Source organism: Streptomyces sp. GL_141 (assembly GCF_057834385.1).
Genome location: NZ_CM174402.1, coordinates 2,285,882 through 2,312,539 on the forward strand (window position 1 = coordinate 2,285,882; position 26,658 = coordinate 2,312,539).

Sequence of the window (26,658 nt, forward strand, 5' to 3'; positions counted from 1 at the left end):
CCACAAGACAGGCGCGGATTCCTTCCTATGGCCGTCACGGACAAGGACACGCGGGCACCACTCCCGAACGGAGCATGCAGGACCCCGCCTCCCGGGCCTAGCCTGCGGACAAAGACACAAGTGCGTCCGAAAACACCCCCACCCCCCAGGAGCCCCCTATGACCGCTGTCCCGCAGGAGCGCCGCATCGTCACCGCGATCCCCGGCCCCAAGTCGCAGGAGCTGCAGGCCCGCCGTCTGTCGACGGTGGCCGGCGGCGTGGGCTCCGTGCTCCCCGTCTTCACGGCCCGCGCGGGCGGCGGCATCATCGAGGACGTCGACGGCAACCGCATGATCGACTTCGGTTCCGGCATCGCCGTGACCTCGGTCGGCGCCTCCGCCGAGGCCGTCGTGCGCCGTGCGGCCGCGCAGCTCGCCGACTTCACCCACACCTGTTTCATGGTGACCCCCTACGAGGGCTACGTGGAGGTCTGCGAGGCCCTCGCCGAGCTCACCCCGGGTGACCACGCGAAGAAGTCGGCGCTGTTCAACTCCGGCGCCGAGGCCGTCGAGAACGCCGTCAAGATCGCCCGTTCGTACACCAAGCGCCAGGCCGTCGTCGTCTTCGACCACGGCTACCACGGCCGTACGAACCTCACGATGGCCCTGACCTCGAAGAACATGCCGTACAAGCAGGGCTTCGGCCCGTTCGCCCCCGAGGTCTACCGCGTCCCGGTCGCCTACGGCTACCGCTGGCCGACCGGCGCCGAGAACTGCGGCCCCGAGGCCGCCGCCCAGGCGATCGACAACATCGTCAAGCAGATCGGCGCCGAGAACGTCGCCGCGATCATCATCGAGCCGGTCCTCGGCGAGGGCGGCTTCATCGAGCCGGCCAAGGGCTTCCTCCCGGCGATCGTGAAGTTCGCCAACGACAACGGCATCGTCTTCGTCGCCGACGAGATCCAGTCCGGCTTCTGCCGCACCGGCCAGTGGTTCGCGTGCGAGGACGAGGGCATCGTCCCCGACCTCATCACGACCGCCAAGGGCATCGCGGGCGGCCTGCCGCTCGCCGCCGTGACCGGCCGCGCCGAGATGATGGACTCCGTGCACGGCGGCGGCCTGGGCGGCACCTACGGCGGCAACCCGGTGGCCTGCGCCGGTGCGCTCGGCTCCATCGAGACCATGAAGGAGCTCGACCTCAACGCCGCGGCGAAGAAGATCGAGTCCATCATGAAGGCCCGCCTGACGGCCATCCAGGAGAAGTACGACATCGTCGGCGACATCCGCGGCCGCGGTGCCATGATCGCGATCGAGCTCGTCAAGGACCCCGCCTCCAAGACCCCGAACCCGGAGGCGGCCGCCGCGCTCGCCAAGGCCTGCCACGCCGAGGGCGTCCTCGTCCTCACCTGCGGCACCTACGGCAACGTGCTCCGCTTCCTGCCGCCGCTCGTCATCGGCGAGGACCTGCTGAACGAGGGCCTGGACGTCATCGAGGCCGCGTTCGGCACGCTCTGATCGAACGTCTGACACAGGCGCTAGAACGCGGGGACGCGATCCTCGATCACCGCGCGGTCACTACCGCGGGTAACGGTCGGGCACTGTGAAGAAGGTGTGGGGGGCCGATGGCGGGAGCGTTTTCCTGCTGTCGGTCCCCCTTTCGCTGCCGTACGGTTTCTGCAGATGAGTGAGACACCCCGCTCCCGGGAAACCGGAAGCGACACCAGTACCGGGCTTCCCCAGCGCCGCACTGGGCATGCGTTCGCGCACACTCCTCACCGATCGGACAGCCGCACGCCCCAAACCCCCCGGGGCGCCCGGCAACCCGATCCGGGCGGCCGCCCCGGAACCACCCCCCCTGTTCCGGGGCGGCCGGCCACTCTCCTCTCGGCGAGTTCCGCCGTCTCCGCGCTCTGCGTCGCGCTCTTCGCCCTGACCACCTGGCAGGTCCTCGTGTCCGGGCCCCTGCTGGTCCCGGACGCCGCCCTCAGCCGGGCGCTCGTGCGCACCGTGCCCGACGCGGTCACCCAGCGCCTCTCCGACTTCGGCAACGTCCCGGTCGCGGTCCCCGTCCTGCTCCTCGCGGTCGTCCACGCCGCCCGGCGCGGCAACCGGTGGGGCGCGGCGGCCGCGGCCCTGGCCATGGCCCTCGTGCCGGCCCTGGTCGTCCCGCTGAAGGAGTGGACCGGCCGGCCGGGCCCCCTGGAGCCCTGGGCCTCCGGCTACTACCCCTCGGGCCACACGGCCACCGCCTACGTGGCGTACGTGGGCGCGGCCCTGCTCGTGCGCCCGTACGTCCGCGGCCGCTGGCCCCTCCCCCTCGCGGCCGCCCTCACCGCCCTGACGGCCGCGGGCCTGATCCTGCGCGGCTACCACTGGCCCCTGGACGTCCTGGCCAGCTTCCTGATGTGCACCCCCCTGCTGCTCGGGGTGCGGTGGGCCGCGGGATACCGTCGCCCCGGATGAGGACCGAGGGGGCATCATGGCGCCGGAACGGCAGAAGTACTCCGTCACGCACGGTGGACGGGCGCACGAACTGACGCCGTCGGGGGGCGAGGTGCTCCTCCCGCGCAGCGGCGTCAAGATCCATCACAGCGCTTCGTGCCGTCACCTCACCGATTCCGGCGACCTCCCGAAACATCCCGATCCCGACGGGGTGCTGTGGCGCGAGCTCCTCGACGCCTCCGATCCCGCCGCGTTCTCCGCCTCCCGCAAGCTGGTCAACGGTGTGGGCAAGCCGCTCACCGGCGTGTGCTCCTGCGCGCTGCGGGCGGTCACCGACGACCACGCCGACAGCCTCCCCTACTGGCCGCTCGACGCCGCGTTCGCGGCCTTCGCCCCGGACGCGCACCGGGCCGCGGTGGCGGCCGCCGACCGCGAGGCCGCGGAGTTCCGCGAGCGGTTCCCGTGGGAAGAGTGGCCGGCCCTGTCCCTGGACCGGTACGCGCTGGGGCAACCCGGGCTCCCCGGGCCCTTCTACAGCCGGGACCTGGAGTACGGGAGCAAGCCGCTCGGCAGCATCACCGGCGGCTCGGCGTACAAGCACTTCGTCTTCCGCCGCAAGGACGGCAGCTGGTGGCACGACCCCAAGTACCCCGATGCCGCGGCGGCGTGGGAGGCGGTCCGGGCCGGCATCGTCCAGGCGGTCGAGGCGGCGCGGGCCGGCCGGGTCGCGGAGATCGACGACATCCCGGCCGTCGCCTCCGGCATCACCGTCGTCGCCAAAACGCTGCGGATCTACGCACCGGACGCCATCCTGCCGGTGTACGCGGACCACCTCACCCGGCACTACCTGTCGCTCGCGGGCGGCGACGCGTACGGCGGGCTCCGGCCGTTCGCCCGCAAGCAGGCCCTCCGTCGGCTGTTCCAGGACAAGGAGGGCTCCAAGGACTGGCCGCCGCAGCTGGTCTGGCGGTTCCTGTCCTGGTGGGCGCCGCCGCGCGTGGCCCCGCGCATCGTCCGCGTCGGGATCGAGGACAGCGCCCGGCTGTGGCCGCAGTGCCAGGAGGGCGGCTACCTGGCCGTCGGCCACGACGCGCTGGGTGACCTGCACGGCTTCGCCGGCCCGGAGGAGTTCACGGCGGCCTCCGCGGCCGAGGTCCCCGGCGGCTCCGGCGGGGACCTCGGCCTGTGGGACCTGATCGGGCTCCGCGCGGGCGACCGGGTCGTGGCGATGTCGGACCGCGACACGGTGCTCGGCGTCGGCCAGGTCACCGGCGAGGGCTACCGCTGGCGCCCCGACCTCGCCGGTCACCGGCACACCGTGGCCGTGGACTGGGCGGGCAGCTACGCCGGAGTGCTCGCTCATCCGGTCGGCGACTGGGGCCCGGGGCTCGTCGCGGACGTCCGCCCCAAGCTCTGGGGGCAGATCCAGGAGCTGCGCACCGGGAGCGCCCCGGAGGCGGTGGAGGCGGAGTCCGAGCTGCTCCCGCCCCTCGGTGCCGGGCTGCAGCGGATCTCCGACGCGCTGGAGCGGCGGGGCCAGGCCGTTCTCTACGGCCCGCCGGGCACCGGCAAGACCCGCCAGGCCCTGCGCTTCGCGGTCCGCCGGCTCGGCGAGCTGTCCGACGACCTGCCCGGCCTGCGCCCGTCCGCCGAACCCGGTGACGAGGACTTCGACCGGACGCTGCGGACCCTCACCGCCGCCGGCCGGCTGACCATGGCGACCTTCCACCCCGGCTACGGCTACGAGGACTTCATCGAGGGCCTGCGCCCGCGGCCGGGCGACACCGGCCTCTCGCTCGAAGTGACCGCCGGCCTGTTCAAAGAGGTGTGCGCCAGGGCGGCCGCCGACCCCGGCCACCCGTACCTGGTCGTCGTCGACGAGCTCAACCGGGCCGACCTCCCCAAGGTCCTCGGGGAGCTGATCACGGTGATGGAGAAGGACAAGCGCGGCATGGCCGTCACGCTCCCGCTGTCCAAGGAGTCCTTCTCCGTCCCGCGCAACGTCCAGCTGCTCGGCACCATGAACACCGCCGACCGCTCGATCCGGCAGCTCGACTCGGCCGTCCGGCGCCGCTTCGCCTTCCTGGAGCTGCTCCCCGACGCGGAACCGCTGCGCGGTTCCTCGGTGGACGACCTCGACCTCGGGGTGTTCCTGGATGCGCTCAACCACCGGATCCGGCAGTCGCTGGACCGGGAGAAGCAGATCGGCCAGGCCTTCTTCCTGCCCGGCGGCGAGCCCGTCGGTACCGCCGCGGAACTGGCCGCGGTGATCAGGGACGAGATCCTGCCCCTGCTCCAGGAGTACGCCTACGACGACTACGGGCTGCTCACGGGCTTCCTCGGCGAGGCCGTCATCGACCCCGCGTCGCACACGCTGCGGGCGCTGCCCGACGAGGAACTGGTCGCCGCGCTGTACGCGGAGTTCCAGGTCGGCGCCGATGCACCGGCTGCGTGAGTACGGCAGCGCCGTCCTGCGCGGCATCCGGCTGAGCGACGCCGACCGCCGACTGGTCGAGGAACGCACCCTGGACCCGGTGCTGCGGATCCGGGAGCTCACCGGCGACCGGCTGGAGGTCGAGGCGAAGGCGTACGTGGGAGTCGTACGGCTCGACGCGTGCGAGATCCGGATCCTGCCCAAACACCTCGGTGACGGCCTGGACGTGCTGCGGATGCTGGAGTACGCGGCGGGCGGCCGGGTCCGGGCACTGGCCTCCGACCAGGGGTTCGCGGCGGGCGACGCGAACCTGCGCGACCTCGTCGCGCTGATGGTCACCGAGCACTGCGAGCGGCTGCTGCGGTACGGGGTCCGACGGGACTACGTCACCCGCGAGGGCGATCTGGCAGCCGTCCGCGGCAGGCTGCTGGCCGACCGGCAGGTGCTGCGCCACCACGGCCGCCTGGACCGGCTGGCCTGCCGCTTCGACGAGCACGACGCGGACGTCGTCGACAACCGGCTGTGCGCCGCTGCCATGGAGCGGGCCGCGCGCACGGCCGGCTCTCCCGCGGTGCGGGCCCGGGCACGGCGGGCCGCCGCGCAGTTCGGACCGCTGGCCCCGACCCCCCTCGGCGATCTGCGCCAGGCCGTCTCCACGCTCTCCTACCACCGGCACAACGAGCACTACCGGTCCGCGCACCTGTGGGCGCGGCTGCTGCTCTCCGGCGGCGGGATCGACGGGCTGTTCACCACCGGCCCGCTGGCCTCCCGGGCCCTCCTCATCGACATGAACCGGCTGTTCGAGGACTTCGTGACGCAGCTGCTCGGGGACGGCGCGGCGGGCAGTGGGCTGACGGTGGCGGGCCAGGCGGCGCAGCGACGGGTGCTCGTGAACGAGGCTACGGAGCGGCACTACAGCGAGGTCCGGCCGGACCTCCTGGTCCGCGGGGTGCGCGGCGGGGTGCCGTTCCGGCTGCCGGTGGACGCGAAGTACAAGCTGTACGAGAAGAAGAAGCTCTCGACGCAGGACCTCTACCAGGCCTTCCTCTACGCCCACGCGCTGGGGAGCCCGGCCGAGTGCGTACTGGTCCACCCCGCCGGGCCGGGCGCCTCGGGGGCGCGGGTCGCCGTACGGGACCACGCGGGCGCCACCTCGGCGCGCGTGCGGTCCGTGCCGCTGGATCTGCGGACGGTACTGGGTGAGCTGGCCGGGCCGCGGCCCCGGGAGGCCGCGGCCCGGGTGTGGCGCGAGGTCGTCGGTCAGCCGCCGAAGTAGGTGTCGAAGTTCTTCGAGAACTCCCAGTTACCGAAGCGGTCCCAGTTGATCGACCAGGTCATCAGGCCGCGCAGGGCGGGCCAGGTGCCGTGGGTCTGGTAGGAGCCGCAGGTCGTACCCGTCTTCTTCGTCAGGCAGTCCAGCGCCTTGTTGACCTCCGCAGGGGAGGTGTGGCCGTTGCCCGCGTTGGTCGTGGCCGGCAGGCCGATGGCGACCTGGTCGGCGCGCAGCGGCGGGAAGACCCGGGCGGTGTTGCCGGCCACCGGGAAGCCCGTGAGGAGCATGTCCGTCATGGCGATGTGGAAGTCGGCTCCGCCCATGGAGTGGTACTGGTTGTCGAGGCCCATGATCGAGCCCGAGTTGTAGTCCTGGACGTGGAGCAGGGTGAGGTCGTCGCGCAGGGCGTGGATGACCGGGAGGTAGGCGCCGGCGCGCGGGTCCTGGCCGCCCCAGGGGCCGGATCCGTAGTACTGGTAGCCGAGCTGGACGAAGAAGGTCTCGGGGGCCATCGTCAGGATGAACTCGGGGCCGTACTTGGCCTTGAGGGTCTTGACGGCCGAGATCAGGTTGACGATCACCGGGGTGGTGGGGGCGCGGAAGTCGGTGTCGCCCGTGGCGAGGGAGAGGGAGTGGCCCTCGAAGTCGATGTCGAGGCCGTTGAGCCCGTACTCGTCGATGATCTTGCCGACGGAGGAGACGAAGGTGTCGCGGGCGGCCGTGGTGCCCAGCTGTACCTGGCCGTTCTGGCCGCCGATCGAGATCAGGACCTTCTTGCCCGCGGCCTGCTTGGCCTTGATGGCCGCCTTGAACTCCGCGGCGGATTCGACGGTCGGGCATTCGCTGACGGGGCAGAGCTGGAAGCGGATGTCGCCCGATGTCACCGAGGTGGGCTCGCCGAAGGCCAGGTTGATGACGTCCCACGAGGCGGGCACGTCGGCCATCCGGACGTAGCCGGAGCCGTTGGCGAAGCTGGCGTGCAGGTAGCCGACCAGGGCGTGGGCGGGCAGGCCGGGGTTGCCCGGGTTGCCGCCTCCGCTCGGGGTGGTCACGGGGACGGCCGCGCTCTTGGGGGATTCGCCGGCCGCGTTCACGGCGCTGACCTGGAAGGAGTACGTGGTGGAGGCGGTGAGGCCGGTGACCGTCGCCGATGTGGCGCTGACGGTGGTCGGGTTCGCGCCGTCCCGGTAGACCTTGTACGAGGTGGCCCCGGTCGCGGCAGCCCAGGAGAGGCCGACGGTGGTGGCGGAGGAGGCGGAGGCGGTGAGCCCGGTGGGGGCGGCCGGGACCTGGGGGCCGGGTCCGGAGCCGCCGGGGTCCGGGCCGACGAGGGTCACGTCGTCGGTGAACTGCGGCGGCTGGCCGTACCAGCCCTGCGTGTACACGGTGACCGAGGTGGTGGCCGCGCCGGTACGGAAGCTCGTGCTCAGCTGCTTCCAGGCGCCCGGGGTCTGGGTCCAGGTCTGCGGGTCCGTGGTCCCGGTGCCGGTCGCGCCGAGGTAGACGTACGCGCCCTGCACCCAGGCGCTCAGCGTGTACGCGGAGTCGGGCTTGACGGTGACGGTCTGGGAGCAGCGGGCGTTGTCCTGCCCGGCCGGGGTGCCCTTGAGGGCGGAAGTGCCGCCGTGCACGGGGGTGCTGACGGCGGCTCCGCTGCCGGCCGAGCAGCTCCAGCCGTCGAGGCCGGCTTCGAAGCCGCCGTTGCGGATGAGGTCGGCGTCGGCCGCGGCGGCCGGCTGACCGGTGGCGAGGAGGCCGGCCGCCGCGAGGGCGGCGGCGGTAAGGAGGGACAGGGCCGAGCGTATGACGGTGGGTCTGGCGGGGCGAGCAGAACGGGTGGGGCGCACAACTGCCTCCGGTACATGGGGGGATGGAGCCGGGCCGCGCGCGGGGAAGCGGTGGGGGAAGGCGCAGCGGCGCCCAAGATGGTCCAGACCAATGCCCTTGTCAAGACTTCCCGCCTCCCCGCCCCACGACGCGCGCCGCCGCCTCGTGCATCGCGAGCTCCAGCACCACCGGATCGGTGAGCGTGCCCCGCCCGTCCGGGACCACGAGCCAGCGGACCCCGCCCGTGGCCCGGCCGGGGTAGGGGACCACGATCCAGGTCCCGCGCCCGGCTCCCCGTACGCCCGTCCCGATCCAGCGGGAGGCCGTGCCCGGGGGCACGAAGAAGCCCAGCCTGGAGTCGCCGAAATCGGCGAGCACCGGGCCGGGCCGGTCGAGCAGTGCGTTCAGTACGTCGAGGGTGGTGTGCCCCAGCTCCCCCGGCAGGATCAGCACGTCCCACCGGCGGCCGGCGGGCAGCAGGGCGACCCCGAGGGGGTTGCGCTCCCACTCCCACCGGCAGGCGTCCGGGTCGGGCGCCACCGAGACCAGCCATTCCACTGCCGTCTTGTCCCCCGGGATCGTCATCGCCCGGCCTCCGCTCTCTGTGATGAGGTGAAGCGTTCTCACAGGAGAGAGCGGGGCCGGGCGCAGGTATGACGCGGGTTTCGTTACTCCATGGTAGTGAAGCAGGTCACACCGCCCGGGGTGATGTGCGCCCGGGGCGTGCGGAGGTCGCTTACCCGATCAGCGCACCGGAACGGCGCGGCGGTGCGGGGCCGTCGGGCCCCGGCCTCAGCTGTCGAAGCCGAGGCCGAAGCGGTCCAGCGTCTTCAGCCACAGGTTGCGGTGCCCGCCCAGCCGGTCCGCCCGGGCCAGCGACCACTTCGTCATCGTGATGCCGGTCCACGCGAAGGGCTCCGGCGGGAAGGGCATCGGCTTGGAGCGGACCATCTCCAGCTCGGTGCGCTCGGTCTTCTCCCCCGCCAGGAGGTCCAGCATCACGTCGGCGCCGAAGCGGGTGGCCCCGACGCCCAGTCCGGTGTAGCCGGCCGCGTAGGCCACCTTGCCCGCGTGCGCGGTGCCGAAGAAGGCGGAGAAGCGCGTGCAGGTGTCGATCGCCCCGCCCCAGGCGTGGCTGAATTTCACTCCTTCCAGCTGCGGGAAGCAGGTGAAGAAGTGCTCGGCGAGTTTGAGGTAGGTCTCGGGCCGGTGGTCGTGCTCGGCGTCGAGCTTGCCGCCGAACGGGTAGATCGCGTCGTAGCCGCCCCACAGGATCCGCCGGTCGGGGGTGATCCGGAAGTAGTGGAACTGGTTGGCGCTGTCGCCGAGTCCCTGCCGGTTCTTCCAGCCGATCGAGGCCAGCTGCTCCTCGGTGAGCTGCTCCGTCATCAGCGCGTAGTCGTAGACCGGGACGGTCAGCGGGCGCACCCGCTTGACCAGCGACGGGAAGATGTTGGTGCCCAGCGCGACCCGGCGGGCGAAGACCCGCCCGTACGGGGTGCGCACGGCCATGCCGGCTCCCGAGCCGGTCAGGTCCAGCCCGCGCGTGTTCTCGTAGATCCGCACGCCCAGCTCCAGGCAGGCGCGCTTCAGGCCCCAGGCGAGCTTCGCCGGGTTGAGCATGGCGACGCCGTCGCGGTCCCAGATCCCGCCGAGGAAGGTCGGGGAGTCGACTTCGGCGCGGATGGCGTCCGCATCCAGCCATTCGGAGCGGCCTGCGAGGCCGAGCCGCTCGGCCTCCGCGTGGAACTCACGGAGCTCCGCGACCTGGTGCGGCTCGGTGGCCACGTCGATCTCGCCGCTGCGCTCGAAGTCGCAGTCGATGCCGTAGCGGGCGACCGCCTCCTCGATGGCGTCGAGGTTGCGGGCGCCGAGGTCCTCCAGCTTGGCGAGCTCGTCCGGCCAGCGGGCCATCCCGTTCGCCAGGCCGTGGGTGAGGGAGGCGGCGCAGAAGCCGCCGTTGCGGCCCGAGGCGGCCCAGCCCGCCTCGTGGCCCTCGATGAGGACGACGTCCCGGGCGGGGTCGCGCTCCTTGGCGATCAGCGCGGTCCACAGGCCGCTGTAGCCGCCGCCGATGACGAGCAGGTCGCAGTGCTCGTCCCCGGTGAGGGCGGGCTCGGCGGCGGGCTTGCCGGGGTCGTCCAGCCAGTACGAGACCGGCTTCGCTTCGGAAAGAGATCGTGCAGCGGTGCGCATGGCGTCTGGGGCCATGTCTTCCAACTCCCTACAGGTGTTACTTGGGCTGTGCTTTCTTGCGGCGGTTGGCGACCATCTGGCCGCCCAGCACCACCAGGACCGCGATGACGAACATCGCGGTGCCGATGACGTTGATCTGTACAGGCGTACCGCGCTGGGCCGATCCCCACACGAACATGGGGAAGGTGACGGTGTTGCCCGAGTTGAAGTTGGTGATGATGAAGTCGTCGAAGGAGAGCGCGAAGGAGAGCAGCGCGCCCGCCGCGATACCGGGGGCCGCGATCGGCAGGGTGACGCGCAGGAAGGTCTGCACGGGTCCGGCGTAGAGATCGCGGGCCGCTTCCTCCAGGCGGGGGTCCATGGAGAGCACCCGGGCCTTGACGGCGGCGACGACGAAGCTGAGGCAGAACATGACGTGGGCGATCAGGATCGTCCAGAAGCCGAGCTGGATGCCCATGTTGAGGAAGAGGGCGAGCAGGGACGCCGCCATCACGATCTCGGGCATGGCCATCGGCAGGAAGATCAGCGAGTTGATCGCGCCGCGCCCCCGGAAGCGGTAGCGGACCATCGCGAAGGCGATCGCGGTGCCCAGCACCGTGGCGCCGATGGTGGCCCACAGGGCGATCTGGAGCGAGAGCGAGAGCGACTCGCACATGTCGGCGACCCCGCAGGGGTCCTTCCACGCGTCGAGGGAGAACTCCTGCCAGGCGTAGTTGAAGCGCCCGGTGGGGTTGTTGAAGGAGAAGACCGTGACGACGACGTTCGGCAGGATCAGGTACGCGAGCGTGCCGAGCCCCGCGATCACGACGAGATTGCGGCGCAGCCAGGTGGTGGCGCTCTTCATCAGACCAGGTCCTCCGTCCCCGCTCGGCGGATGTAGATGGTGACCATGACGAGCACGATGGCCATGAGGATGAAGGACAGCGCGGCCGCCGTCGGATAGTCGAGGATGCGCAGGTACTGCGACTGGATGACGTTGCCGATCATGCGGGTGTCCGTGGAGCCGAGCAGTTCGGCGTTGACGTAGTCGCCGCTCGCCGGGATGAAGGTGAGCAGGGTCCCGGAGACCACGCCCGGCATGGACAGCGGGAAGGTCACCTTGCGGAAGACCGTGGCGGGACGGGCGTACAGGTCCCCGGCCGCCTCGTGGAGGCGGGTGTCGATGCGCTCCAGCGAGGTGTAGAGCGGAAGGATCATGAAGGGGAGGAAGTTGTACGTCAGACCGCAGACGACCGCGAGCGGCGTGGCGAGGACGCGGTCGCCCTCGGTCATGCCGAGCCAGCTGGTGACGTCCAGGAAGCCGACCGTGTTGAGGACGCCGACCACGGGGCCGCCGTCGGCCAGGATCGTCTTCCAGGCGAGGGTGCGGATCAGGAAGCTGGTGAAGAACGGGGCGATGACCAGCACCAGCAGCAGATTGCGCCAGCGGCCCGCCTTGAAGGCGATCAGGTAGGCCAGCGGATAGCCCAGCAGCAGGCACAGCGCGGTCGCGGTGCCGGCGTAGAGCAGGGAGCGCAGGAACTGCGGGTAGTACTCGGTGAAGGCGTCCCAGTAGGTCTGGAAGTGCCAGGTGACCTTGAACCCCTCTTCGAGGGAGCCGGTCTGCACCGAGGTCGAGGCCTGGTAGATCATCGGCAGCACGAAGAAGACGAGCAGCCACAGGATGCCCGGGAGCAGCAGCCAGTACGGGACCAGGCGCTTCTTCAGGGACGGCTTGTGCACCGGTGGCTCGGCGGAAACGGCGACCTCGGGCAGGGTCGCGGGGGCGGTCACGCGCTCTCCTCGACCGTCTCGATGCCGGCGTCGATGTCCTGAGCGGCGTCGAGGCCGAAGGTGTGGTCGGGGTTCCAGTGCAGTATCACGTCGGCGCCGGGGACCAGGCGGGCGTCGCGCTCGATGTTCTGCACGTACACCTCCAGCTCCGGGCAGACCGGGCTGTCGATGACGAACTGCGTGGAGACCCCGATGAAGGAGGTGGCCGCGATCTTGCCGGCGATCTTGTTGCGGCCGGCCTCGACGGTGTCCTCGGCGTCCGCGTGGACCAGGGAGATCTTCTCCGGGCGCACCCCGACCAGCAGCTTGCCGCCGGCGCGGGGTGTGGTCGAACATCGCGCCGCCGGGACGCGCAGCTTCGTACCGGCCGAGGAGACGACGACGTCGGACGCGCCGGCTTCCAGGACCTCGGCCTCGATGAGGTTGGAGGTGCCGAGGAAGTTCGCCACGAAGGTCGTCTTCGGGTTCTCGTAGAGGTCGGCGGGGGCGCCGAGCTGCTCGACGCGGCCGCCGTTCATCACGGCGACCGTGTCGGCCATGGTCATGGCCTCTTCCTGGTCGTGCGTGACGTGCACGAAGGTGATGCCGACCTCGGTCTGGATCCGCTTCAGCTCCAGCTGCATCTGGCGGCGCAGCTTGAGGTCGAGGGCACCGAGGGGCTCGTCGAGGAGGAGGACCTGGGGGTGGTTGATGAGCGCGCGGGCCACGGCGACGCGCTGCTGCTGGCCGCCGGAGAGCTGGTGCGGCTTGCGCTGGGCGAACTGGCCGAGCTGGACCAGCTCCAGCATGTCGTCGACCTGCTTCTTGACCGACTTGATGCCGCGGCGGCGCAGCCCGAAGGCGATGTTCTCCGAGACGTCGAGGTGCGGGAAGAGGGCGTAGCTCTGGAAGACGGTGTTGACCGGGCGCTTGTACGGCGGCAGGTGCGTGACCTCGCGGTCTCCGAGGCTGACGGTGCCGGTGGAGGGCTCTTCCAGGCCGGCGATCATGCGCAGGGTGGTGGTCTTCCCGCAGCCCGAGGCGCCGAGCAGGGCGAAGAAGGAGCCCTGGGGGATGGTGAGATCCAGCGGGTGCACGGCGGTGAAGGATCCGTAGTGCTTGCTGATCCCGGCGAGGCGGACGTCGCCGCCTTCGGTCTTGTCAGTCATGGGCCTGGGCCTTCGGTGGTGTGTCGTGGAAGGGGCAGGTGCCGGTACGGGTGTCGCCGCCGGTGGGACGCGGCGGGACCCGTCAGGCTCCGATGAGCTTGGCGAACTTCTCCTCGTACGCCGTCTCTTCCTCGCCGGTGAGGGAGCGGAAGGCGTGCGACTTGGCGGCCATCGCCTTGTCGGGGACGATCAGGACGTTGTCCGCGAGCGCCGGGTCGATCTTGGCCAGCTCGTCCTTGACGCCCTCGACGGGGCAGACGTAGCTGATGTAGGCGGCCAGCTGCGCCGCCACCTCGGGCTCGTAGTAGTAGTCGATGAGCCGCTCCGCGTTGGCCTTGTGCCGGGCCTTCACGGGGACCAGCAGGTTGTCGCTGGAGGTGATGTAGCCGGGTGCCGGGATCGCGTACTGGATGTCCGGGTTGCCGGCCTGAAGCTGGATGACGTCGCCGGCCCAGGCCAGGCAGGCTGCGAGGTCGCCCTTGTCGAGGTCCGCGGTGTAGTCGTTGCCGGTGAAGCGGCGGATCTGCTTCTTGTCCACGCCCTTCTGGAGCCGGCCGATCGCCTCGTCGTAGTCGGCGTCGGTGAAGTTCGCCGGGTCCTTGCCCTGGTCGAGCAGGGTCATGCCGACGCTGTCGCGCATCTCGGTGAGGAAGCCGACGCGGCCCTTGAGGGTGGGGTCGTCGAGCATCTGCGTGACGGAGTCGACCTTCTTCCCGCCGGTCGCCTTGGTGTTGTAGGCGATCACGGTGTTGATGCCGGTCCAGGGGTAGCTGTACGCGCGGCCCGGGTCCCAGTCGGGGCTGCGGAACTGCGGGATCAGGTTGGCGTAGGCGTGCGGAAGGTGGGAGGGGTCCAGCTTCTGGGCCCAGCCGAGCCGGATGATCCGCGAAGCGAGCCAGTCGGTGACGACGATCAGGTCGCGGCCGGTGTCCTGGCCGGCCGCGAGCTGGGGCTTGATCTTGCCGAAGAACTCGACGTTGTCGTTGATGTCCTCGGTGTACTTGACCTTGATACCGGTCCGCTTGGTGAACTCCTCCAGCGTGGGACGGGACTTCTCGTCCTCGCTGGTGTCCATGTACTCGGTCCAGTTGGAGAAGTTGATCTCCTTCTCCTGCTCCGAGTGGTCGTCGGAGGCCGCGGCGGTGCCCTCCGCGCGCTTGGCCGGCGGAATGCCGCAGCCGGCCAGCGCGGACAGGCCGCCGAGGGTGAGCGCTCCGACTCCGGAGGCGCGCAGCACGGAGCGGCGGGTGAGGGCGCCGCGCCCGGTGGTGAGGCTGCGCCGCATGGCGGCGAGTTGCGCCGTCGAGAGGCGGTCGGGCTCGAACTGCTCCATGGGAGGTGCCCTTTCGGGATGGGTGCGGGCCGCTGGTCGGGCGGCTACTGGTTATCTGTCCCCGAAGATCGTGCGGTGCCAGTCCTTCGCCGCCACCGCGGTGTTGTCGTACATCACGTGCTTGACCTGCGTGTACTCCTCGAAGGAGTAGGTACTCATGTCCTTTCCGAAGCCACTGGCCTTGTAGCCCCCGTGCGGCATCTCGCTGATGATCGGGATGTGGTCGTTGACCCAGACGCAGCCCGCCTGGATCTCTCGGGTGGCGCGGTTCGCCCGGTACACGTCACGGCTCCAGGCGGAGGCGGCGAGACCGTACGGGGTGTCGTTGGCCAGCGCGATGCCCTCGTCGTCGGTGTCGAAGGGCAGGACCACGAGGACCGGACCGAAGATCTCGGACTGGACCACCTCGCTGTCCTGGGCAGCGCCGGAGATCAGCGTGGGCCGGTAGTACGCGCCGTCCGCGAGCTCTCCGCCCGGGATCTCGCCGCCGGTGACGACGGTGGCGTACGCGCGGGCGCGCTCGACGAAACCGGCGACCCGGTCGCGGTGCGCGTGCGAGACCAGCGGGCCGAGGTCGGTCGACGGGTCGAAGGGGTCGCCGACGCGGACGGTCTCCATCAGCTCGGCGACCCGGGCGACGAAGGCGTCGTGGAGGGGGCGCTGGACGTAGGCACGGGTGGCGGCCGTGCAGTCCTGGCCGGTGTTGATCAGGGAGGCGGCGACGGCGCCGTTGGCGGCGGCCTCCAGATCGGCGTCGTCGAAGACGAGGAAGGGGGCCTTGCCGCCCAGCTCCAGGTGGAGCCGCTTGACGGTGGCGGTGGCGATCTCGGCGACCCGCTTGCCGATGGCGGTGGACCCGGTGAAGGAGGTCATGACCACGTCCGGGTGGCCGACCAGGTGCTCGCCCGCGTCCCGGCCGGCGCCGGTGACGATGTTGACCACGCCGTCGGGCAGGCCCGCCTCCTTGGCCGCCTGGGCGAACATCAGGGAGGTCAGCGGGGTGAGCTCGGCGGGCTTGAGGACGATGGTGTTGCCCGCGGCGATGGCCGGAAGGATCTTCCAGGCGGCCATCTGCAGGGGATAGTTCCACGGCGCGATGGAGCCCACGACCCCGATCGCCTCGCGGCGCACGTACGAGGTGTGGTCCCCGGAGTACTCCCCGGCGGCCTGCCCCTGGAGGTGGCGCGCGGCGCCCGCGAAGAACGCGGTGTTGTCGATGGTCCCGGGAACGTCGAACTCCGTGGACAGCTTGACCGGCTTGCCGCACTGCAGGGACTCCGCGTACGCGAACTCCTCCGCCCGCTCGGCCAGCACCCCGGCCAGCCGGTGCAGCGCGTCGGAGCGCTCCCCCGGGGTGGCCCCGGACCAGCCCGGGAAGGCCCGCTTGGCGGCGGCGACGGCGGCGTCCACGTCGGCGGTGGAGGCCAGCTCGTAGGTGAGCACCTCCTCGCCCGTGGCGGGGTCGACCACGGTGTGTGACCGACCCGAGGTGCCGGGCCGCAGCTGCCCGTCGATGTACTGCGCGCCTTCGGCGAATCGGCCCTTGACCTGGACCTTGACCTGGAAGCGGTTGCCCATCACGCTCTCACGCTCTCCGTAGCTACAGTTCGAGCTACAGCTCGAATTGAGTGCCGATCCTGGCAGAGGTACACCCCTCGGCCAAGTGATTCCGTTGTTGCCTTTTGATTACGCGACGGAATCGGTCGACCATGTGTCGAGGCGCGCCCGAAATCCCGTACGAAGTGTCAGTGGCTCCTGCGAGACTCGCATGCATGGAGAACATCGAGGAACTGATCGGGCAGGTCAGCCGGGGTGAGCGGCTGAAGTTCCTACCGTTCTGGGGACACCGTCCGCGGCCGGACGGGACGCTCGGACCGAGCTGCCTCAGTCAGTGGTGGCCGTCCGAGTTCACCGTGGGTGACGTGCGGTACGCCACCGCCGAACACTGGATGATGGCCGGAAAGGCTCGTCTGTTCGAGGACGCCGAGGCGGAGCGCGCGGCCCTGGAGGCGAAGAGCCCGGCGGCCGCGAAGAAGGCCGGGCGGCTGGTGCGCGGCTTCGACGACGCGGTGTGGGAGCGGGAGCGGTTCGCGCTGGTGGTGGAGGGCAGCGTGCACAAGTTCGGCTCCGATCCGGCGCTGACCTCGTACCTGCTCTCGACCGGGAAGCGGGTCCTGGTGGAGGCCAGCCCGATGGACCGGATCTGGGGCATAGGCCTGGCCGCCGACGACGAGCGCGCGCTGGACCCGGCGCGCTGGCGCGGCCTGAACCTGCTGGGCTTCGCGCTGATGGAGGCGCGCGAGCGGCTGCGGGCGGAGCTTTAATCGCTCGCGGCCGCCAGGGGTGTGCGTCTAGCGTGATCCTTGTCCAGGTGCGCAGGTGAGACCTACTTCCACTGTTAATGGGGCGGCCGCGGGTTCGAGTCCCGTCACCGGCTTCGGGCCGGTGTAGCTCAGTTGGTAGAGCACCACGTGGTTTCACCGACCTCGAACTCTGGACACCCACGTTCGCACCTCCCGGTGCGCAGGCCACGGCTACTTCCTCCACGAAACAACGCCGCGGCCACTTCTTTCTCGGGAGGCACGCGTGCGGAACGCCCGGTGCGCAGGCAACGGTTACTTCTTCGGATCAGAAGGCGGCGGGTTCGAATCCCGCCCGGCTCCGGCCGGTAGCTCAGCGGATTGAGCATCTGACTAGTCCGTCGCCGACTCTTGATCTCGGGCGTTCCGCACGTCACGTCCTCCCCCAAGTCCGCTGAATTCGGGGGAATTCTCATGGCTCGTTTCAACCTGCGCCGGCCCAAGGCCGCGCCCGCGGCCGGCTCGACCGCCGCGGCCACCTCGCCCGTCCGCTCGACCGGCGCCCGGGCTCGCAACCACCACGGCAGCCTCGGCTACGTCCGCGATCAGCGGTCCGAGCTGTTCCTGCTCGCCGTCGCCAACTTCGTGACCCAGCAGACCTCTTACGAGGGCTCCGCGGCCCGCGACGACCGCTTCGCCGCGCTCGTGCGCACGCTCGCCGTCGAGGATCCGCAGTGGACCGCCGGTCTGCTCGGCTGGCTCCGCGGCGAGGGCAACATGCGGACCGCCTCGCTCATCGGCGCCGCCGAGTACGTCAAGGCGCGGCTCGACGCCGGAGCGACCGCGGGGCCGTCGAACCGGCAGGTCGTGGACTCCGTACTGCTGCGCGCGGACGAGCCCGGCGAGCTGCTCGCCTACTGGACGGCCGCGTACGGGCGGAACGTGCCCAAGCCCGTCAAGCGCGGGATCGCCGACGCCGTGCGCCGCCTCTACTCCGGCAGCTCGCTGCTGAAGTACGACACGGCCTCCCGGGGATTCCGCTTCGGCGACGTCCTCAACCTCGTGCACGCCTCCCCCGACCCCGCCAAGCCCTGGCAGGGCGAGCTGTTCCGGCACGCCCTCGACCGCCGGCACAACCCGGAGACCGCCGAGGTCCCGCCGGGCAACCGGACCCTGCTCGCGCACCGGGCCCTGATGGAGCTGCCCGTGGCGGAGCGCGGGGCCGTGGTCACCGCGGCGGACGGCCCCGAGCGGCTCGCCGCGGCGGGCATGACCTGGGAGGCGCTGGCCGGCTGGCTGCAGGGGCCGATGGACGCGGCCGCCTGGGAGGCGGTCATCCCGTCCATGGGCGCGATGGCGCTGCTGCGCAACCTGCGCAACTTCGACCAGGCCGGAGTCTCGGACGAGGTCGCCGCGCGGGTCGCGGCGAAGATCTCCGACCCGGAGACCGTCGCCCGGGCCCGGCAGTTCCCCTTCCGCTACCTCGCCGCGTACCAGCACGCGCCTTCGCTGCGCTGGGCGTACCCGCTGGAGCAGGCGCTGGGCCACTCCCTGGCCCACGTACCGGCGCTGCCCGGGCGGACCCTGGTCCTGGTGGACCGGTCCGGGTCGATGTGGTCGCCGCTGTCGGAGCGCTCGCAGCTCAACAGGGCGGACGCGGCGGCCGTCTTCGGGACGGCGCTGGCGCTGCGTGCCGAGGACGCGGACCTGGTGCAGTTCGGCTCCACCAGCAAGGCGGTCGACTACCGGCGCGGGGAATCGGTGCTGAAGGTCCTGGAGCGGTTCGAGGACCTCGGCGGCACGTACACGGCGGAGGCGGTGCGCGAGCACTACGCGGGGCACGACCGGGTCCTGATCGTCACCGACGAGCAGGCCACCTACGCCTACGGCGGCGATCCCACGGCCCTGGTGCCGGACACGGTCCCGGTGTACACGTGGAACCTCGCCGGGTACCGGGTGGGCCACGCGCCCTCCGGGTCGGCGCACCGGCACACCTTCGGCGGGCTCACCGACGCGGCCTTCCGCATGGTGTCCCTGATCGAGGACGGCCGGGACGCCAGGTGGCCCTGGGAGACCGGGCAGGCGGACACGAGCGTCTGACACGGCCTGCCGACGGCACGGCGAAGGGCCGGGCCGGGACGTACGCGTCCCCGCCCGGCCCTTCGCCGTGCCCGCCGGTCGCGGATCAACCCCGGTGGAAGACCTGCGTGTTCTCGTACGGGGACGAGAACTCCGAGTCGTAGTCGGAGCCGTCTTCGGACATGCCCGCGACGACGACGAAGAACACGATGAACGCGCAGCTGATCACGATGCCGACCGCGCCGGTGATGATGCCGGCCAGCGCCATGCCGTCGTTGTCTGCCTCGCCGCGCTTGGCCTTCCCGCGGCCCAGCACTCCGAAGATGACGGCCGGAACGCCGAACAGGAGGCCGAAGTAGCACGTGACCACCGAGAGGATCCCGAGCACGAGCGCGGTGACGCCGAAGCCGTTGCTCTTGGGCGCGTATCCCGGGTATCCGGGGTACCCCGGATACCCGGGATAGCCCGGCTGGCCGGGATAGCCCGGCTGGCCGCCGTACGACGGCTGCGGGGCGCCCTGGTGGCCGGGGTAGCCGCCGTACGGGGCCTGCGGTGCGCCCGGCTGGGCCGGGTATCCGTACCCGGCCGGATCCGGCTGCGCCGGGTAGCCGTAGGCGGGCGTCGCCCCGGGCGCCTGCCCGGGCTGGGGCGCGGGCACCGGCGCGCCCGGAGGTATGCCTCCGGCCCCCGGCATCCCCGCGACGGTCTGCTGGTCGTGCACCCCCGGCGCGCCCGGCGCACCCGTCCCACCCTGCTGTTTGCCCAGATCGACCGCGGGCTGCTCCAGCGGCGCCCAGGGGTCTCGCGACTCGGGGCTCTGATCGGTCATACGGCGCCCCCCTCTCGTACGGCCATGCTAAGCGCTCCCTCCGACAGGCCCCTTCGACGGTGCGGATCCTGCCTACGATGAAGGCCGTTCCATCCGCACGCGCCCTTCGGAGGCACCCTCATGCCCGACCTGCATCCCTTCATCGCGGGGCTGCCCAAGGCCGAACTGCACGTCCATCACGTCGGCTCGGCCTCCCCCCGCATCGTCGCCGAACTCGCCTCCCGGCACCCCGACTCCAAGGTCCCCACGGACCCGGAGGCCATCGCCGACTACTTCACCTTCACCGACTTCGCGCACTTCATCGAGGTCTACCTCTCCGTCGTCGACCTGGTCCGCACCCCCGACGACGTGCGCCACCTCACCTTCGAGATCGCCCGCGACATGGCCCGGCAGAACATCCGCTACGCCGAGCTCACGATCACCCCGTACTCCTCCACCCGCCGCGGGATCGACGAGAAGGCCTTCATGGAGGCCATCGAGGACGCCCGCAAGGCCGCCGAGACCGAGCTCGGCGTGATCCTTCGCTGGTGCTTCGACATCCCCGGCGAAGCCGGCGAGGAAGCCGCGGCGGAGACCGCACGCCTCGCCCTGGACCTGCGCCCCGAGGGCCTGGTCTCCTTCGGCCTGGGCGGCCCGGAGGTCGGGGTTCCGCGCCCGCAGTTCAAGCCGTACTTCGACGCCGCCCGCGCCGCCGGACTGCACAGCGTGCCGCACGCCGGCGAGACCACCGGCCCCGAGACCATCTGGGACGCGATCCGCGAGCTGGGCGCCGAGCGCATCGGCCACGGCACCAGCGCCACCCGGGACCCGGAGCTGCTCGCCTACCTCGCCGAGCACCGCATCGCGCTGGAGGTCTGCCCCACCTCCAACATCGCCACCCGCGCCGTCGCCGCCCTCGACGAGCACCCCGTCAAGGAGATGGTGGCGGCCGGCGTGCTCGTCACCATCAACAGCGACGACCCGCCTATGTTCGGCTCCGATCTCAACAACGAGTACGCGGTGGCCGCCCGCCTGTTGGACCTCGACGAGCGCGGCCTCGCCCAGCTCGCGAAGAACGCCGTCGAGGCCTCCTTCCTCGACCCGGCCGGCAAGGCGAAGATCACCGCCGAGATCGACACGTACACCTCCGCCTGGCTGGCTTCCTGACGGTTCCGCAGAATGGGGTGCATGCGCACCCTGACTGCCGTAGGCCACCGCGGGGACCCCTACCGCGTCCGCGAGAACACCCTGCCCTCGATCCGCTCCGCCTTCGAGCGGGGCGCGGACGCGGTGGAGATCGACGTACGGATGACCCGCGACGGGGTCCCCGTACTGCTCCACGACGAGGACCTCCAGCGGCTGTGGGGCCATGACGTACGGCTCGAAGACGTCACGGCCCCGCAGCTGAAGGAGCTGACGGACGGCGGGATCCCGACCCTGCGCGACGCCCTGCTGGCCGCCGGTGCGGGCCGGGTCATGGTCGACCTGCCGGGTGCGACCGCCGAGACCGTACGGACCGTCGTCGGTCAGGTCCGCGAGTGCGGGGCCCGTGACCGTACGTACTACTGCGCCGGTCCGGCCACCATGCTGGCGGTGCGCGCCGCCGACCCGGGCGCCGAGATCGCGCTGACGTGGACCACCCTGGCTCCCCCGCGCCGGGTGCTGATCGACGCGGTGGCCCCGACCTGGCTCAACTACCGCTTCGGGCTGGTCGGCCCGGAGCTGGTGGACGCCCTGCACCGGGACGGCCTGCTGGTGTCGGCCTGGACCCCGGACACCAAGCGTGCGATGCGCGCGCTGCTCAGGGCCGGGGTGGACTCGATCACGACGAACCGGGTGGACGCGCTGGGAGCCGTACGGGCCGAGTTCGGCCGGTGATACGGGCCTGGGGGGAGCTCGGAGCGTGGGTCCGGCGGGCCAGTCCGCGCCGGCAGGACCTGGGGCTGACGCTGCTGGTGCAACTGGCCGTCACGATGCCCTTCGTGGTGCCCCGGTCGGCCGACGCGCCGCCCGCGGACTGGGCCTCGTACGCGATGACCACGCTCGGCGTGCTGCCGCTGGTCTGGCGGCGCCGGGCTCCGGTGGTGGTGCTGACCGCGATCCTGCTGGCCGGCGGCGCGTACAAGCTGGCGGTCGACGGCCCCGGGCAGCCGCTTCCGTACGCGGGGCTGCTCGCCTTCTACACGGTCGCCCTGCAGTGCACGGCCCGGGTCCGGCTGGCGGTGGGCGGGCTCACGGTCCTCACGGTCGCCCTGTCGGTGGGCTGGAACACCGGGACCGCGCGGGAGCTGCTCTTCACGCTCTTCGTATCGGGCGCGGCGTACGCGCTGGGGCGGCTGCAGCACACCCGGCAGGCGTACACGGCCGCCCTGGTGGACCGGGCCGCCCAGCTGGAGCGGGCCAACCGGATCGAGGCGGAGCAGGCGGCGGCCCGCGAACGGGCCCGGATCGCACGGGAGATGCACGACATCCTCTCGCACGCGGTCAGCATCATGATCGTGCAGGCGGAGGCCGGTCCGGTGGCCGTACGCAGGGCCCCCGAGCGGGCCGAGGCCGCGTTCGAGGCCATCGCGGAGACGGGCCGCGACGCGATGGCCCAGCTGCGCACGATGCTGGGGGTGCTGCGCACGGACGAGGCGGCGCCGCGCTCCCCGCAGCCCGGAATCGGGGAGCTGGCGGGGCTGCTGGAGCGGGTCCGGGGCAGCGGGCCGGAGGTGCTCTACGAGCGCACCGGGTCGGTGCGCGCCCTGCCGGCGGCGCTGGAGGCGACGGTGCACCGGGTGGTGCAGGAGGCCCTGACCAATGTGGTCAAGCACGCCGGGGCTTCGGCGGTGGCCGTGCGCCTGGAGTACGGGGAGCGGGAGCTCACGGTGACGGTCACGGACGACGGGCGGGGTCCGGTCGCGACGGCGGATGCGGGTACGGGCTCCGCCTCCGTGCCGCGGGCGCGGCCGGGCGGGCACGGCCTGATCGGGATCCGGGAGCGGGCCGCCGCCCACGGGGGCACGGCCCGGACGGGGCCCGGGCCGGACGGCACCGGCTTCGAGCTGCGCGTCGTCCTTGTAACGTCGGGCGCGGAGGTGGGGAAGTGACGATCCGTGTGGTGGTGGCCGACGACCAGGAACTGGTGCGCAGCGGCTTCGCGATGATCCTGGACGCCCAGGAGGACATCGAGGTGGTGGCGGAGGTCGGGGACGGGGCCGCGGCGGTCGCGGCGGTACGGTCCCTCGCGCCCGACGTGGCGCTGCTGGACATCCGGATGCCGGTGCTGGACGGGATCGAGGCCTGCCGGGAGATCTCGGGTACGAGTTCCTGCCGGACGGTGATGCTGACGACCTTCGACTCGGACGAGTACGTGTACGAGGCGCTGCACGCGGGGGCCAGCGGGTTCCTGCTCAAGGACGTGCGGCGGGACGATCTGGTGCACGCCGTACGGGTGGTGGCGGCGGGCGAGTCCCTGCTGGCGCCTTCGGTGGCCCGGCGGCTGATCGCGGAGTACACGGCGGCGACGGCCCGGCCGGCGGCCGGGGAGACGGCCGGGGAGGCGCTGTCCGCGCAGCGGTTGGAGGTGCTGACGGCCCGGGAGCGGGAGACGCTGCTGCACCTGGGGCGGGGGCTGTCGAACGCGGAGCTCGCGGTGGAGCTGATGGTGAGCGAGCACACGGTCAAATCGCATGTGGGCAACGTGCTGTCGAAGCTGGGGCTGCGGGACCGGATCCAGGCGGTGATCTGCGCGTACGAGACGGGTCTGATCGCGGCTGGCTCTCCGGTATCTCCCTCTGGAGAGTGAGACGAGGAGCATCTCCTCGCTCTCGGTGGTGAGTTGTCGTACCGGCAAAGACCCCTCTCGGTGGTGATCCGCAACCACCCCCGCGACCAGCAGCATTGAGGTCATCGGGGCGGAAGTCGCCCGGAGCGCCGACAGGGGGATCCCACCGTGAACGCAATGACCCGCACGCTGATCGCCACCACTCTGGTCCTGGGCGTCGCGGCCGGACCGGCCGTCGCCGCCGGGGCCGGCCCGGCGCGGGCTTCGGCCGCCGCGGCCCCGGCCGCGCAGAGCCCGGCACCGCAGAGCCCGGCATCGCAGGTCTCGACCCCGCCGAACGCCACGGCGCTGGAGCAGGCGATCGCGGGACTCGGGGCGGACCACAAGGACGCCACGGCCGCGCTGGTACGGGTCGGCGGCACGAGCGGCGGCTGGCAGGGCAGTTCCGGTGTCGCGGACATCCGTACCGGGCGCGCGGCGATCGAGGAGGGCCGGTTCCGGGCCGGGTCGGTCACCAAGGTCTTCACTTCGGCGGTGGTCCTCCAGCTCGCCGCGGAGGGCAAGCTCGACCTCGACGGGCCGGTCCGCCGGTACCTGCCCGGGACCGTCCCCGAGGCGTACGGCACGGTCACCGTCCGGCAGTTGCTCAACTACACCAGCGGAATACCGGCGGCCGACGGTCCGGGCGACTCCTTCGAGGCGCAGTGGGAGCACCGGTTCGACGTGACCGATCCGCACGACCAGATCGCCAACGCGGTGGCCAAGGGCCCCGAGTTCGTCCCGGGCACGGCCCAGCACTACCTGAACATCAACTACACGGTGCTGGGCGTGCTGATCGAGAAGGTGACGGGCACGACGTACGAGAAGGCCGTCGCGGCGCGGGTGCTGAAGCCGCTGGGGCTGCGGGACACCTCCTTCCCGGGCCGTTTCCAGAACCGCATACCCGGTCGCCACAACCACGGGTACCAGGCGGTGGCCCGGGAGGACGGTTCCACCGAGCTGCGGGACGTGACGGAGTGGAACTCCTCGGACCGGTGGGCGGCGGGCGACATCATCTCCACCACGGCCGATCTGGAGCGGTTCACCGTCGCCCTGTTCAGCGGACGCCTCGTACCGGCGGCGCAGCTGGAGGAGATGTTCACGGTCCCCGCGGTGAAGGACTTCGGCACGGGCAAGGCCGCGACGCTGACGGCCGGGATGGCGCGGATGAAGCTGCCCGACGGCACGGTCGCCTGGGGCAAGACGGGCGGCCGGCACGGCTACAACACGGCGATAGGCGGGACCCGCGACCTGTCCCGCACCCTCGTGTACTCGGTCAACTCGACCGATGCCAAGGGCCAGGACATGAACCCGGTGGCCCTCGGCATCATCATGGCCGCCTTCGCCGAGTAGCGCGGACTCAGCCCCGCGCCCCGGCCAGGTCCGCGACCGGGGCCGCCGGGACCGGGGCCGGGACCAGGGCCGGGCCGGGGTCCGTCGGCATGGCCTCCAGCCGCTTGATCATGCGGCGCAGGATCAGCAGCGGGACCACCCCGAAGACGCCGAACGACATGTCGATCAGCGACCAGGTGAAGGGGATCCCCCGGATGGGCCCGCAGATCAGGGCCAGCGGAACGATGCCGACGCAGGCGATCATTCCGGCCTCGATGATCCAGATGTTGCGCACGGGGTCGCGGTGGACCCCGTAGAAGAACACCGCGATCACCAGGTGGGCGAAGGCCAGCCAGTCGGTTCCGTAGAGGAGGAAGGGGTACTCGGAGTCCGCCCGCTCCAGCCCGTCGCCGACCCGGCGCAGCCACGCGTTGTCCACCAGGGCATTGGCCCAGTGGAGCTCGCTCACCAGGGGGAAGGCGGTGAGTCCGCTCAGCACCAGGCAGACGAGGAACAGGGCAAGCCAGGCACGGATCCGCCGCAGAAGGGCGCTTCTCTCGCTCATGGAAGGAAGCCTACTCAGCTTTCTGAACATGTTCAGCACAATTGCTGAACATGTTCAGTTCCGTCGCCGGATCGAGATCAGACCCCGACTCTCACAGACCGACGATGCCGTTCCAGCGCTTGGCGAAGGACGAGCGCTCGGCGGAGGAGATGTCGCGGGCCACGACGAGCCGCTTGCGCATGTCCTCGTCGGGGAAGATCAGCGGGTTCTCGGCCAGTTCGGCGGTCTCCTGGTCGTCCGAGGCGGCCAGCACCTCCCGGGCGGCCGGGACCGGGCAGACGTAGTTGACGGAGGCGGCGAGCAGCGCGGCCACCTCCGGGTCGTAGTAGAAGTCGATCAGCGCCTCGGCATTGGCCTTGCGCGGAGCCAGGTTGGGGATGAGCAGGCTCTCCGCCCACAGTTCGCCCCCTTCCTCGGGGACCACGAACTCGATGTCGGGGTTGTCGGCCTGGAGCTGGATCGCGTCCCCGGAGTAGGCCTGGCAGGCCAGCACGTCACCCTTGCTCAGATCGGAGGTGTAGTCGTTGCCGGTGAAGCGGCGGATGTGCTTCTTCTTCACCATGTTCTCCACCTGGTCGCACATCCGGTGGAAGTCGGTTTCGGTCCACTTGGTCACGTCGGCCCCGTTGCCCTGCATCAGCAGGGAGAAGGACTCGTCGAGACCGGAGAAGAGCGTGACCTTGCCCGCCAGGTCCGGGTGCCACAGGTCCTTGACGGACTTGATCTCCCGGCCGAGCGCCTTGCGGTTGTAGGCGATGCCGGTGATCCCCGACTGCCAGGGCACGGTGTGCAGGCGGCCCTCGTCGAAGGCGGGCGAGCGCAGCTGCGGGTCCAGGTGCTTCGACACGTTCGCCTGCACCGAGCGGTCCATCTTCTGGGCCCAGCCCAGGTGGACGAAGCGGGCGGCCATCCAGTCGCTGACCACGACCACGTCGTGGCCGGTCTGCTGGCGGTTCATCAGGGCCGGGCTGATCTTGCCGAAGAACTCGTCGTTGTCGTTGATCTCCTCGGTGTACCGGACCTCGATGCCGGTCTTCTCCGTGAAGGCGTCCAGCGTCGGGCGCCTGCTCTCGTCCTCTTCGTCGGTGTCGATGTAGAGGGGCCAGTTGGAGAAGGAGACGCTCCGGTCGCCGGCGGAGCGGTCCTGGCCCTCCCGCCGGTTCTCTGGGACGTAAGCGGCCGGGACACCACAGCCGGTGAGGCCGGCCAGCAGGCCCGCGGCACCGAGGCCGCGCAGCGCCGCGCGGCGGGAAAAGGCGAGTTCAGGCATGGGAGGAGCCTGGTGGAACGCCAAAGGGCGGGCAATAGACATGTTGTCTACTACCCGCCCCTTCAGGGCTGTGACCTGGTCGATGCGGCGGC

The 26,658-nt window shown here is 71.2% G+C and carries 22 protein-coding genes and 1 tRNA gene; 12 read left to right on the forward strand and 11 right to left on the reverse strand.

Annotation, left to right across the window (positions count from 1 at the left end; translation table 11 throughout):
• Nucleotides 1-158 precede the first annotated feature (158 nt).
• The 4 genes from gabT (at nt 159) to AC3IX6_RS09535 (ending at nt 6,130) form a co-directional block, all read left to right on the forward strand.
• Nucleotides 159-1,493, forward strand: a complete 1,335-nt coding sequence (gabT, locus tag AC3IX6_RS09520) for a 4-aminobutyrate--2-oxoglutarate transaminase (RefSeq protein ID WP_489369774.1) — start codon at nt 159-161, stop codon at nt 1,491-1,493.
• A 435-nt stretch (nt 1,494-1,928) separates the two neighbouring features.
• Nucleotides 1,929-2,441, forward strand: coding sequence for a phosphatase PAP2 family protein (locus AC3IX6_RS09525; protein ID WP_489369775.1), 513 nt, complete (start codon nt 1,929-1,931; stop codon nt 2,439-2,441).
• Nucleotides 2,442-2,457: 16 nt separating this feature from the next.
• Complete coding sequence (locus tag AC3IX6_RS09530; RefSeq protein WP_489369776.1) at nt 2,458-4,875, forward strand: McrB family protein; 2,418 nt, start codon at nt 2,458-2,460, stop codon at nt 4,873-4,875.
• The gene (locus AC3IX6_RS09535) at nt 4,859-6,130 is read left to right on the forward strand and encodes an McrC family protein (protein ID WP_489369777.1); all 1,272 of its coding nucleotides are present in this window, start codon (nt 4,859-4,861) and stop codon (nt 6,128-6,130) included. Before AC3IX6_RS09530 ends, AC3IX6_RS09535 begins: the two co-directional genes overlap by 17 nt.
• Here the strand turns inward: AC3IX6_RS09535 and AC3IX6_RS09540 are convergent.
• The 8 genes from AC3IX6_RS09540 to AC3IX6_RS09575 all read right to left on the reverse strand — a co-directional run bounded on the left by AC3IX6_RS09540 (nt 6,115) and on the right by AC3IX6_RS09575 (nt 15,982).
• Nucleotides 6,115-7,974: a chitinase gene (locus AC3IX6_RS09540; RefSeq protein ID WP_489369778.1), complete on the reverse strand. Its 1,860-nt coding sequence runs from the start codon at nt 7,972-7,974 to the stop codon at nt 6,115-6,117. The genes AC3IX6_RS09535 and AC3IX6_RS09540 overlap by 16 nt on opposite strands.
• Before the next feature lie 100 nt (nt 7,975-8,074).
• Nucleotides 8,075-8,539 (reverse strand): hypothetical protein, encoded by a 465-nt coding sequence (locus tag AC3IX6_RS09545; RefSeq protein ID WP_489369779.1) that lies wholly within the window; start codon nt 8,537-8,539, stop codon nt 8,075-8,077.
• A gap of 207 nt (nt 8,540-8,746) precedes the next feature.
• Nucleotides 8,747-10,165 (reverse strand): NAD(P)/FAD-dependent oxidoreductase, encoded by a 1,419-nt coding sequence (locus AC3IX6_RS09550; protein ID WP_489369780.1) that lies wholly within the window; start codon nt 10,163-10,165, stop codon nt 8,747-8,749.
• Nucleotides 10,166-10,187: 22 nt separating this feature from the next.
• On the reverse strand, nt 10,188-10,994 hold the full coding sequence (locus AC3IX6_RS09555) for an ABC transporter permease (protein ID WP_489369781.1): 807 nt from the start codon (nt 10,992-10,994) through the stop codon (nt 10,188-10,190).
• Nucleotides 10,994-11,923: an ABC transporter permease gene (locus tag AC3IX6_RS09560; RefSeq protein ID WP_489369782.1), complete on the reverse strand. Its 930-nt coding sequence runs from the start codon at nt 11,921-11,923 to the stop codon at nt 10,994-10,996. Before AC3IX6_RS09560 ends, AC3IX6_RS09555 begins: the two co-directional genes overlap by 1 nt.
• Nucleotides 11,920-13,071, reverse strand: a complete 1,152-nt coding sequence (locus AC3IX6_RS09565) for an ABC transporter ATP-binding protein (RefSeq protein ID WP_489369783.1) — start codon at nt 13,069-13,071, stop codon at nt 11,920-11,922. The genes AC3IX6_RS09560 and AC3IX6_RS09565 overlap by 4 nt, the downstream gene beginning before the upstream one ends.
• An 82-nt stretch (nt 13,072-13,153) precedes the next feature.
• Entirely contained in the window at nt 13,154-14,404 is a 1,251-nt protein-coding gene (locus AC3IX6_RS09570; protein WP_489369784.1) for a polyamine ABC transporter substrate-binding protein, read from the reverse strand.
• A 51-nt stretch (nt 14,405-14,455) separates the two neighbouring features.
• The gene (locus tag AC3IX6_RS09575) at nt 14,456-15,982 is read right to left on the reverse strand and encodes a gamma-aminobutyraldehyde dehydrogenase (protein ID WP_489371386.1); all 1,527 of its coding nucleotides are present in this window, start codon (nt 15,980-15,982) and stop codon (nt 14,456-14,458) included.
• A 194-nt stretch (nt 15,983-16,176) separates the two neighbouring features.
• Here AC3IX6_RS09575 and ybiA point away from each other — a divergent pair, with 194 nt between their 5' ends.
• The 3 genes from ybiA to AC3IX6_RS09590 all read left to right on the forward strand — a co-directional run bounded on the left by ybiA (nt 16,177) and on the right by AC3IX6_RS09590 (nt 18,804).
• Nucleotides 16,177-16,728, forward strand: coding sequence for a riboflavin biosynthesis intermediates N-glycosidase (gene ybiA, locus AC3IX6_RS09580; protein WP_489369785.1), 552 nt, complete (start codon nt 16,177-16,179; stop codon nt 16,726-16,728).
• Between the two features lie 51 nt (nt 16,729-16,779).
• Nucleotides 16,780-16,841 (forward strand) — tRNA-Ser (locus AC3IX6_RS09585).
• Nucleotides 16,842-17,178: 337 nt separating this feature from the next.
• On the forward strand, nt 17,179-18,804 hold the full coding sequence (locus AC3IX6_RS09590; RefSeq protein WP_489369786.1) for a TROVE domain-containing protein: 1,626 nt from the start codon (nt 17,179-17,181) through the stop codon (nt 18,802-18,804).
• 85 nt (nt 18,805-18,889) lie between these two features.
• Here the strand turns inward: AC3IX6_RS09590 and AC3IX6_RS09595 are convergent, their stop codons facing one another.
• Nucleotides 18,890-19,612, reverse strand: coding sequence for a DUF4190 domain-containing protein (locus AC3IX6_RS09595; protein ID WP_489369787.1), 723 nt, complete (start codon nt 19,610-19,612; stop codon nt 18,890-18,892).
• A 120-nt stretch (nt 19,613-19,732) separates the two neighbouring features.
• On the opposite strand from AC3IX6_RS09595, the gene AC3IX6_RS09600 reads away from it, so the two are divergent.
• The 5 genes from AC3IX6_RS09600 (at nt 19,733) to AC3IX6_RS09620 (ending at nt 24,752) form a co-directional block, all read left to right on the forward strand.
• Nucleotides 19,733-20,758 (forward strand): adenosine deaminase, encoded by a 1,026-nt coding sequence (locus AC3IX6_RS09600; RefSeq protein ID WP_489369788.1) that lies wholly within the window; start codon nt 19,733-19,735, stop codon nt 20,756-20,758.
• Between the two features lie 21 nt (nt 20,759-20,779).
• Nucleotides 20,780-21,469, forward strand: coding sequence for a glycerophosphodiester phosphodiesterase (locus AC3IX6_RS09605; protein ID WP_489369789.1), 690 nt, complete (start codon nt 20,780-20,782; stop codon nt 21,467-21,469).
• Nucleotides 21,466-22,683 (forward strand): sensor histidine kinase, encoded by a 1,218-nt coding sequence (locus AC3IX6_RS09610; RefSeq protein WP_489369790.1) that lies wholly within the window; start codon nt 21,466-21,468, stop codon nt 22,681-22,683. The genes AC3IX6_RS09605 and AC3IX6_RS09610 overlap by 4 nt, the downstream gene beginning before the upstream one ends.
• Nucleotides 22,680-23,381 carry a response regulator transcription factor gene (locus tag AC3IX6_RS09615; protein ID WP_489369791.1) on the forward strand — a complete coding sequence of 234 codons (702 nt, stop codon included), beginning with the start codon at nt 22,680-22,682 and terminating at the stop codon, nt 23,379-23,381. The genes AC3IX6_RS09610 and AC3IX6_RS09615 overlap by 4 nt, the downstream gene beginning before the upstream one ends.
• Nucleotides 23,382-23,537: 156 nt before the next feature.
• Entirely contained in the window at nt 23,538-24,752 is a 1,215-nt protein-coding gene (locus AC3IX6_RS09620; protein ID WP_489371387.1) for a serine hydrolase domain-containing protein, read from the forward strand.
• A gap of 7 nt (nt 24,753-24,759) precedes the next feature.
• Here the strand turns inward: AC3IX6_RS09620 and AC3IX6_RS09625 are convergent, their stop codons facing one another.
• Nucleotides 24,760-25,296, reverse strand: a complete 537-nt coding sequence (locus AC3IX6_RS09625) for a hypothetical protein (protein ID WP_489369792.1) — start codon at nt 25,294-25,296, stop codon at nt 24,760-24,762.
• Between the two features lie 91 nt (nt 25,297-25,387).
• On the reverse strand, nt 25,388-26,566 hold the full coding sequence (locus AC3IX6_RS09630; RefSeq protein WP_489369793.1) for a polyamine ABC transporter substrate-binding protein: 1,179 nt from the start codon (nt 26,564-26,566) through the stop codon (nt 25,388-25,390).
• Nucleotides 26,567-26,658 lie beyond the last annotated feature (92 nt).

Coding starts and splice junctions, on each gene's coding strand:
- gabT (WP_489369774.1), top strand. CDS start 159: ATGACCGCTGTCCCGCAGGAGCGCCGCATCGTCACCGCGATCCCCGGC.
- AC3IX6_RS09530 (WP_489369776.1), top strand. CDS start 2,458: ATGGCGCCGGAACGGCAGAAGTACTCCGTCACGCACGGTGGACGGGCG.
- AC3IX6_RS09535 (WP_489369777.1), top strand. CDS start 4,859: ATGCACCGGCTGCGTGAGTACGGCAGCGCCGTCCTGCGCGGCATCCGG.
- AC3IX6_RS09545 (WP_489369779.1), bottom strand. CDS start 8,539: ATGACGATCCCGGGGGACAAGACGGCAGTGGAATGGCTGGTCTCGGTG.
- AC3IX6_RS09550 (WP_489369780.1), bottom strand. CDS start 10,165: ATGGCCCCAGACGCCATGCGCACCGCTGCACGATCTCTTTCCGAAGCG.
- AC3IX6_RS09555 (WP_489369781.1), bottom strand. CDS start 10,994: ATGAAGAGCGCCACCACCTGGCTGCGCCGCAATCTCGTCGTGATCGCG.
- AC3IX6_RS09565 (WP_489369783.1), bottom strand. CDS start 13,071: ATGACTGACAAGACCGAAGGCGGCGACGTCCGCCTCGCCGGGATCAGC.
- AC3IX6_RS09570 (WP_489369784.1), bottom strand. CDS start 14,404: ATGGAGCAGTTCGAGCCCGACCGCCTCTCGACGGCGCAACTCGCCGCC.
- AC3IX6_RS09575 (WP_489371386.1), bottom strand. CDS start 15,982: ATGGGCAACCGCTTCCAGGTCAAGGTCCAGGTCAAGGGCCGATTCGCC.
- ybiA (WP_489369785.1), top strand. CDS start 16,177: ATGGAGAACATCGAGGAACTGATCGGGCAGGTCAGCCGGGGTGAGCGG.
- AC3IX6_RS09590 (WP_489369786.1), top strand. CDS start 17,179: ATGGCTCGTTTCAACCTGCGCCGGCCCAAGGCCGCGCCCGCGGCCGGC.
- AC3IX6_RS09595 (WP_489369787.1), bottom strand. CDS start 19,612: ATGACCGATCAGAGCCCCGAGTCGCGAGACCCCTGGGCGCCGCTGGAG.
- AC3IX6_RS09600 (WP_489369788.1), top strand. CDS start 19,733: ATGCCCGACCTGCATCCCTTCATCGCGGGGCTGCCCAAGGCCGAACTG.
- AC3IX6_RS09605 (WP_489369789.1), top strand. CDS start 20,780: ATGCGCACCCTGACTGCCGTAGGCCACCGCGGGGACCCCTACCGCGTC.
- AC3IX6_RS09620 (WP_489371387.1), top strand. CDS start 23,538: ATGACCCGCACGCTGATCGCCACCACTCTGGTCCTGGGCGTCGCGGCC.
- AC3IX6_RS09625 (WP_489369792.1), bottom strand. CDS start 25,296: ATGAGCGAGAGAAGCGCCCTTCTGCGGCGGATCCGTGCCTGGCTTGCC.
- AC3IX6_RS09630 (WP_489369793.1), bottom strand. CDS start 26,566: ATGCCTGAACTCGCCTTTTCCCGCCGCGCGGCGCTGCGCGGCCTCGGT.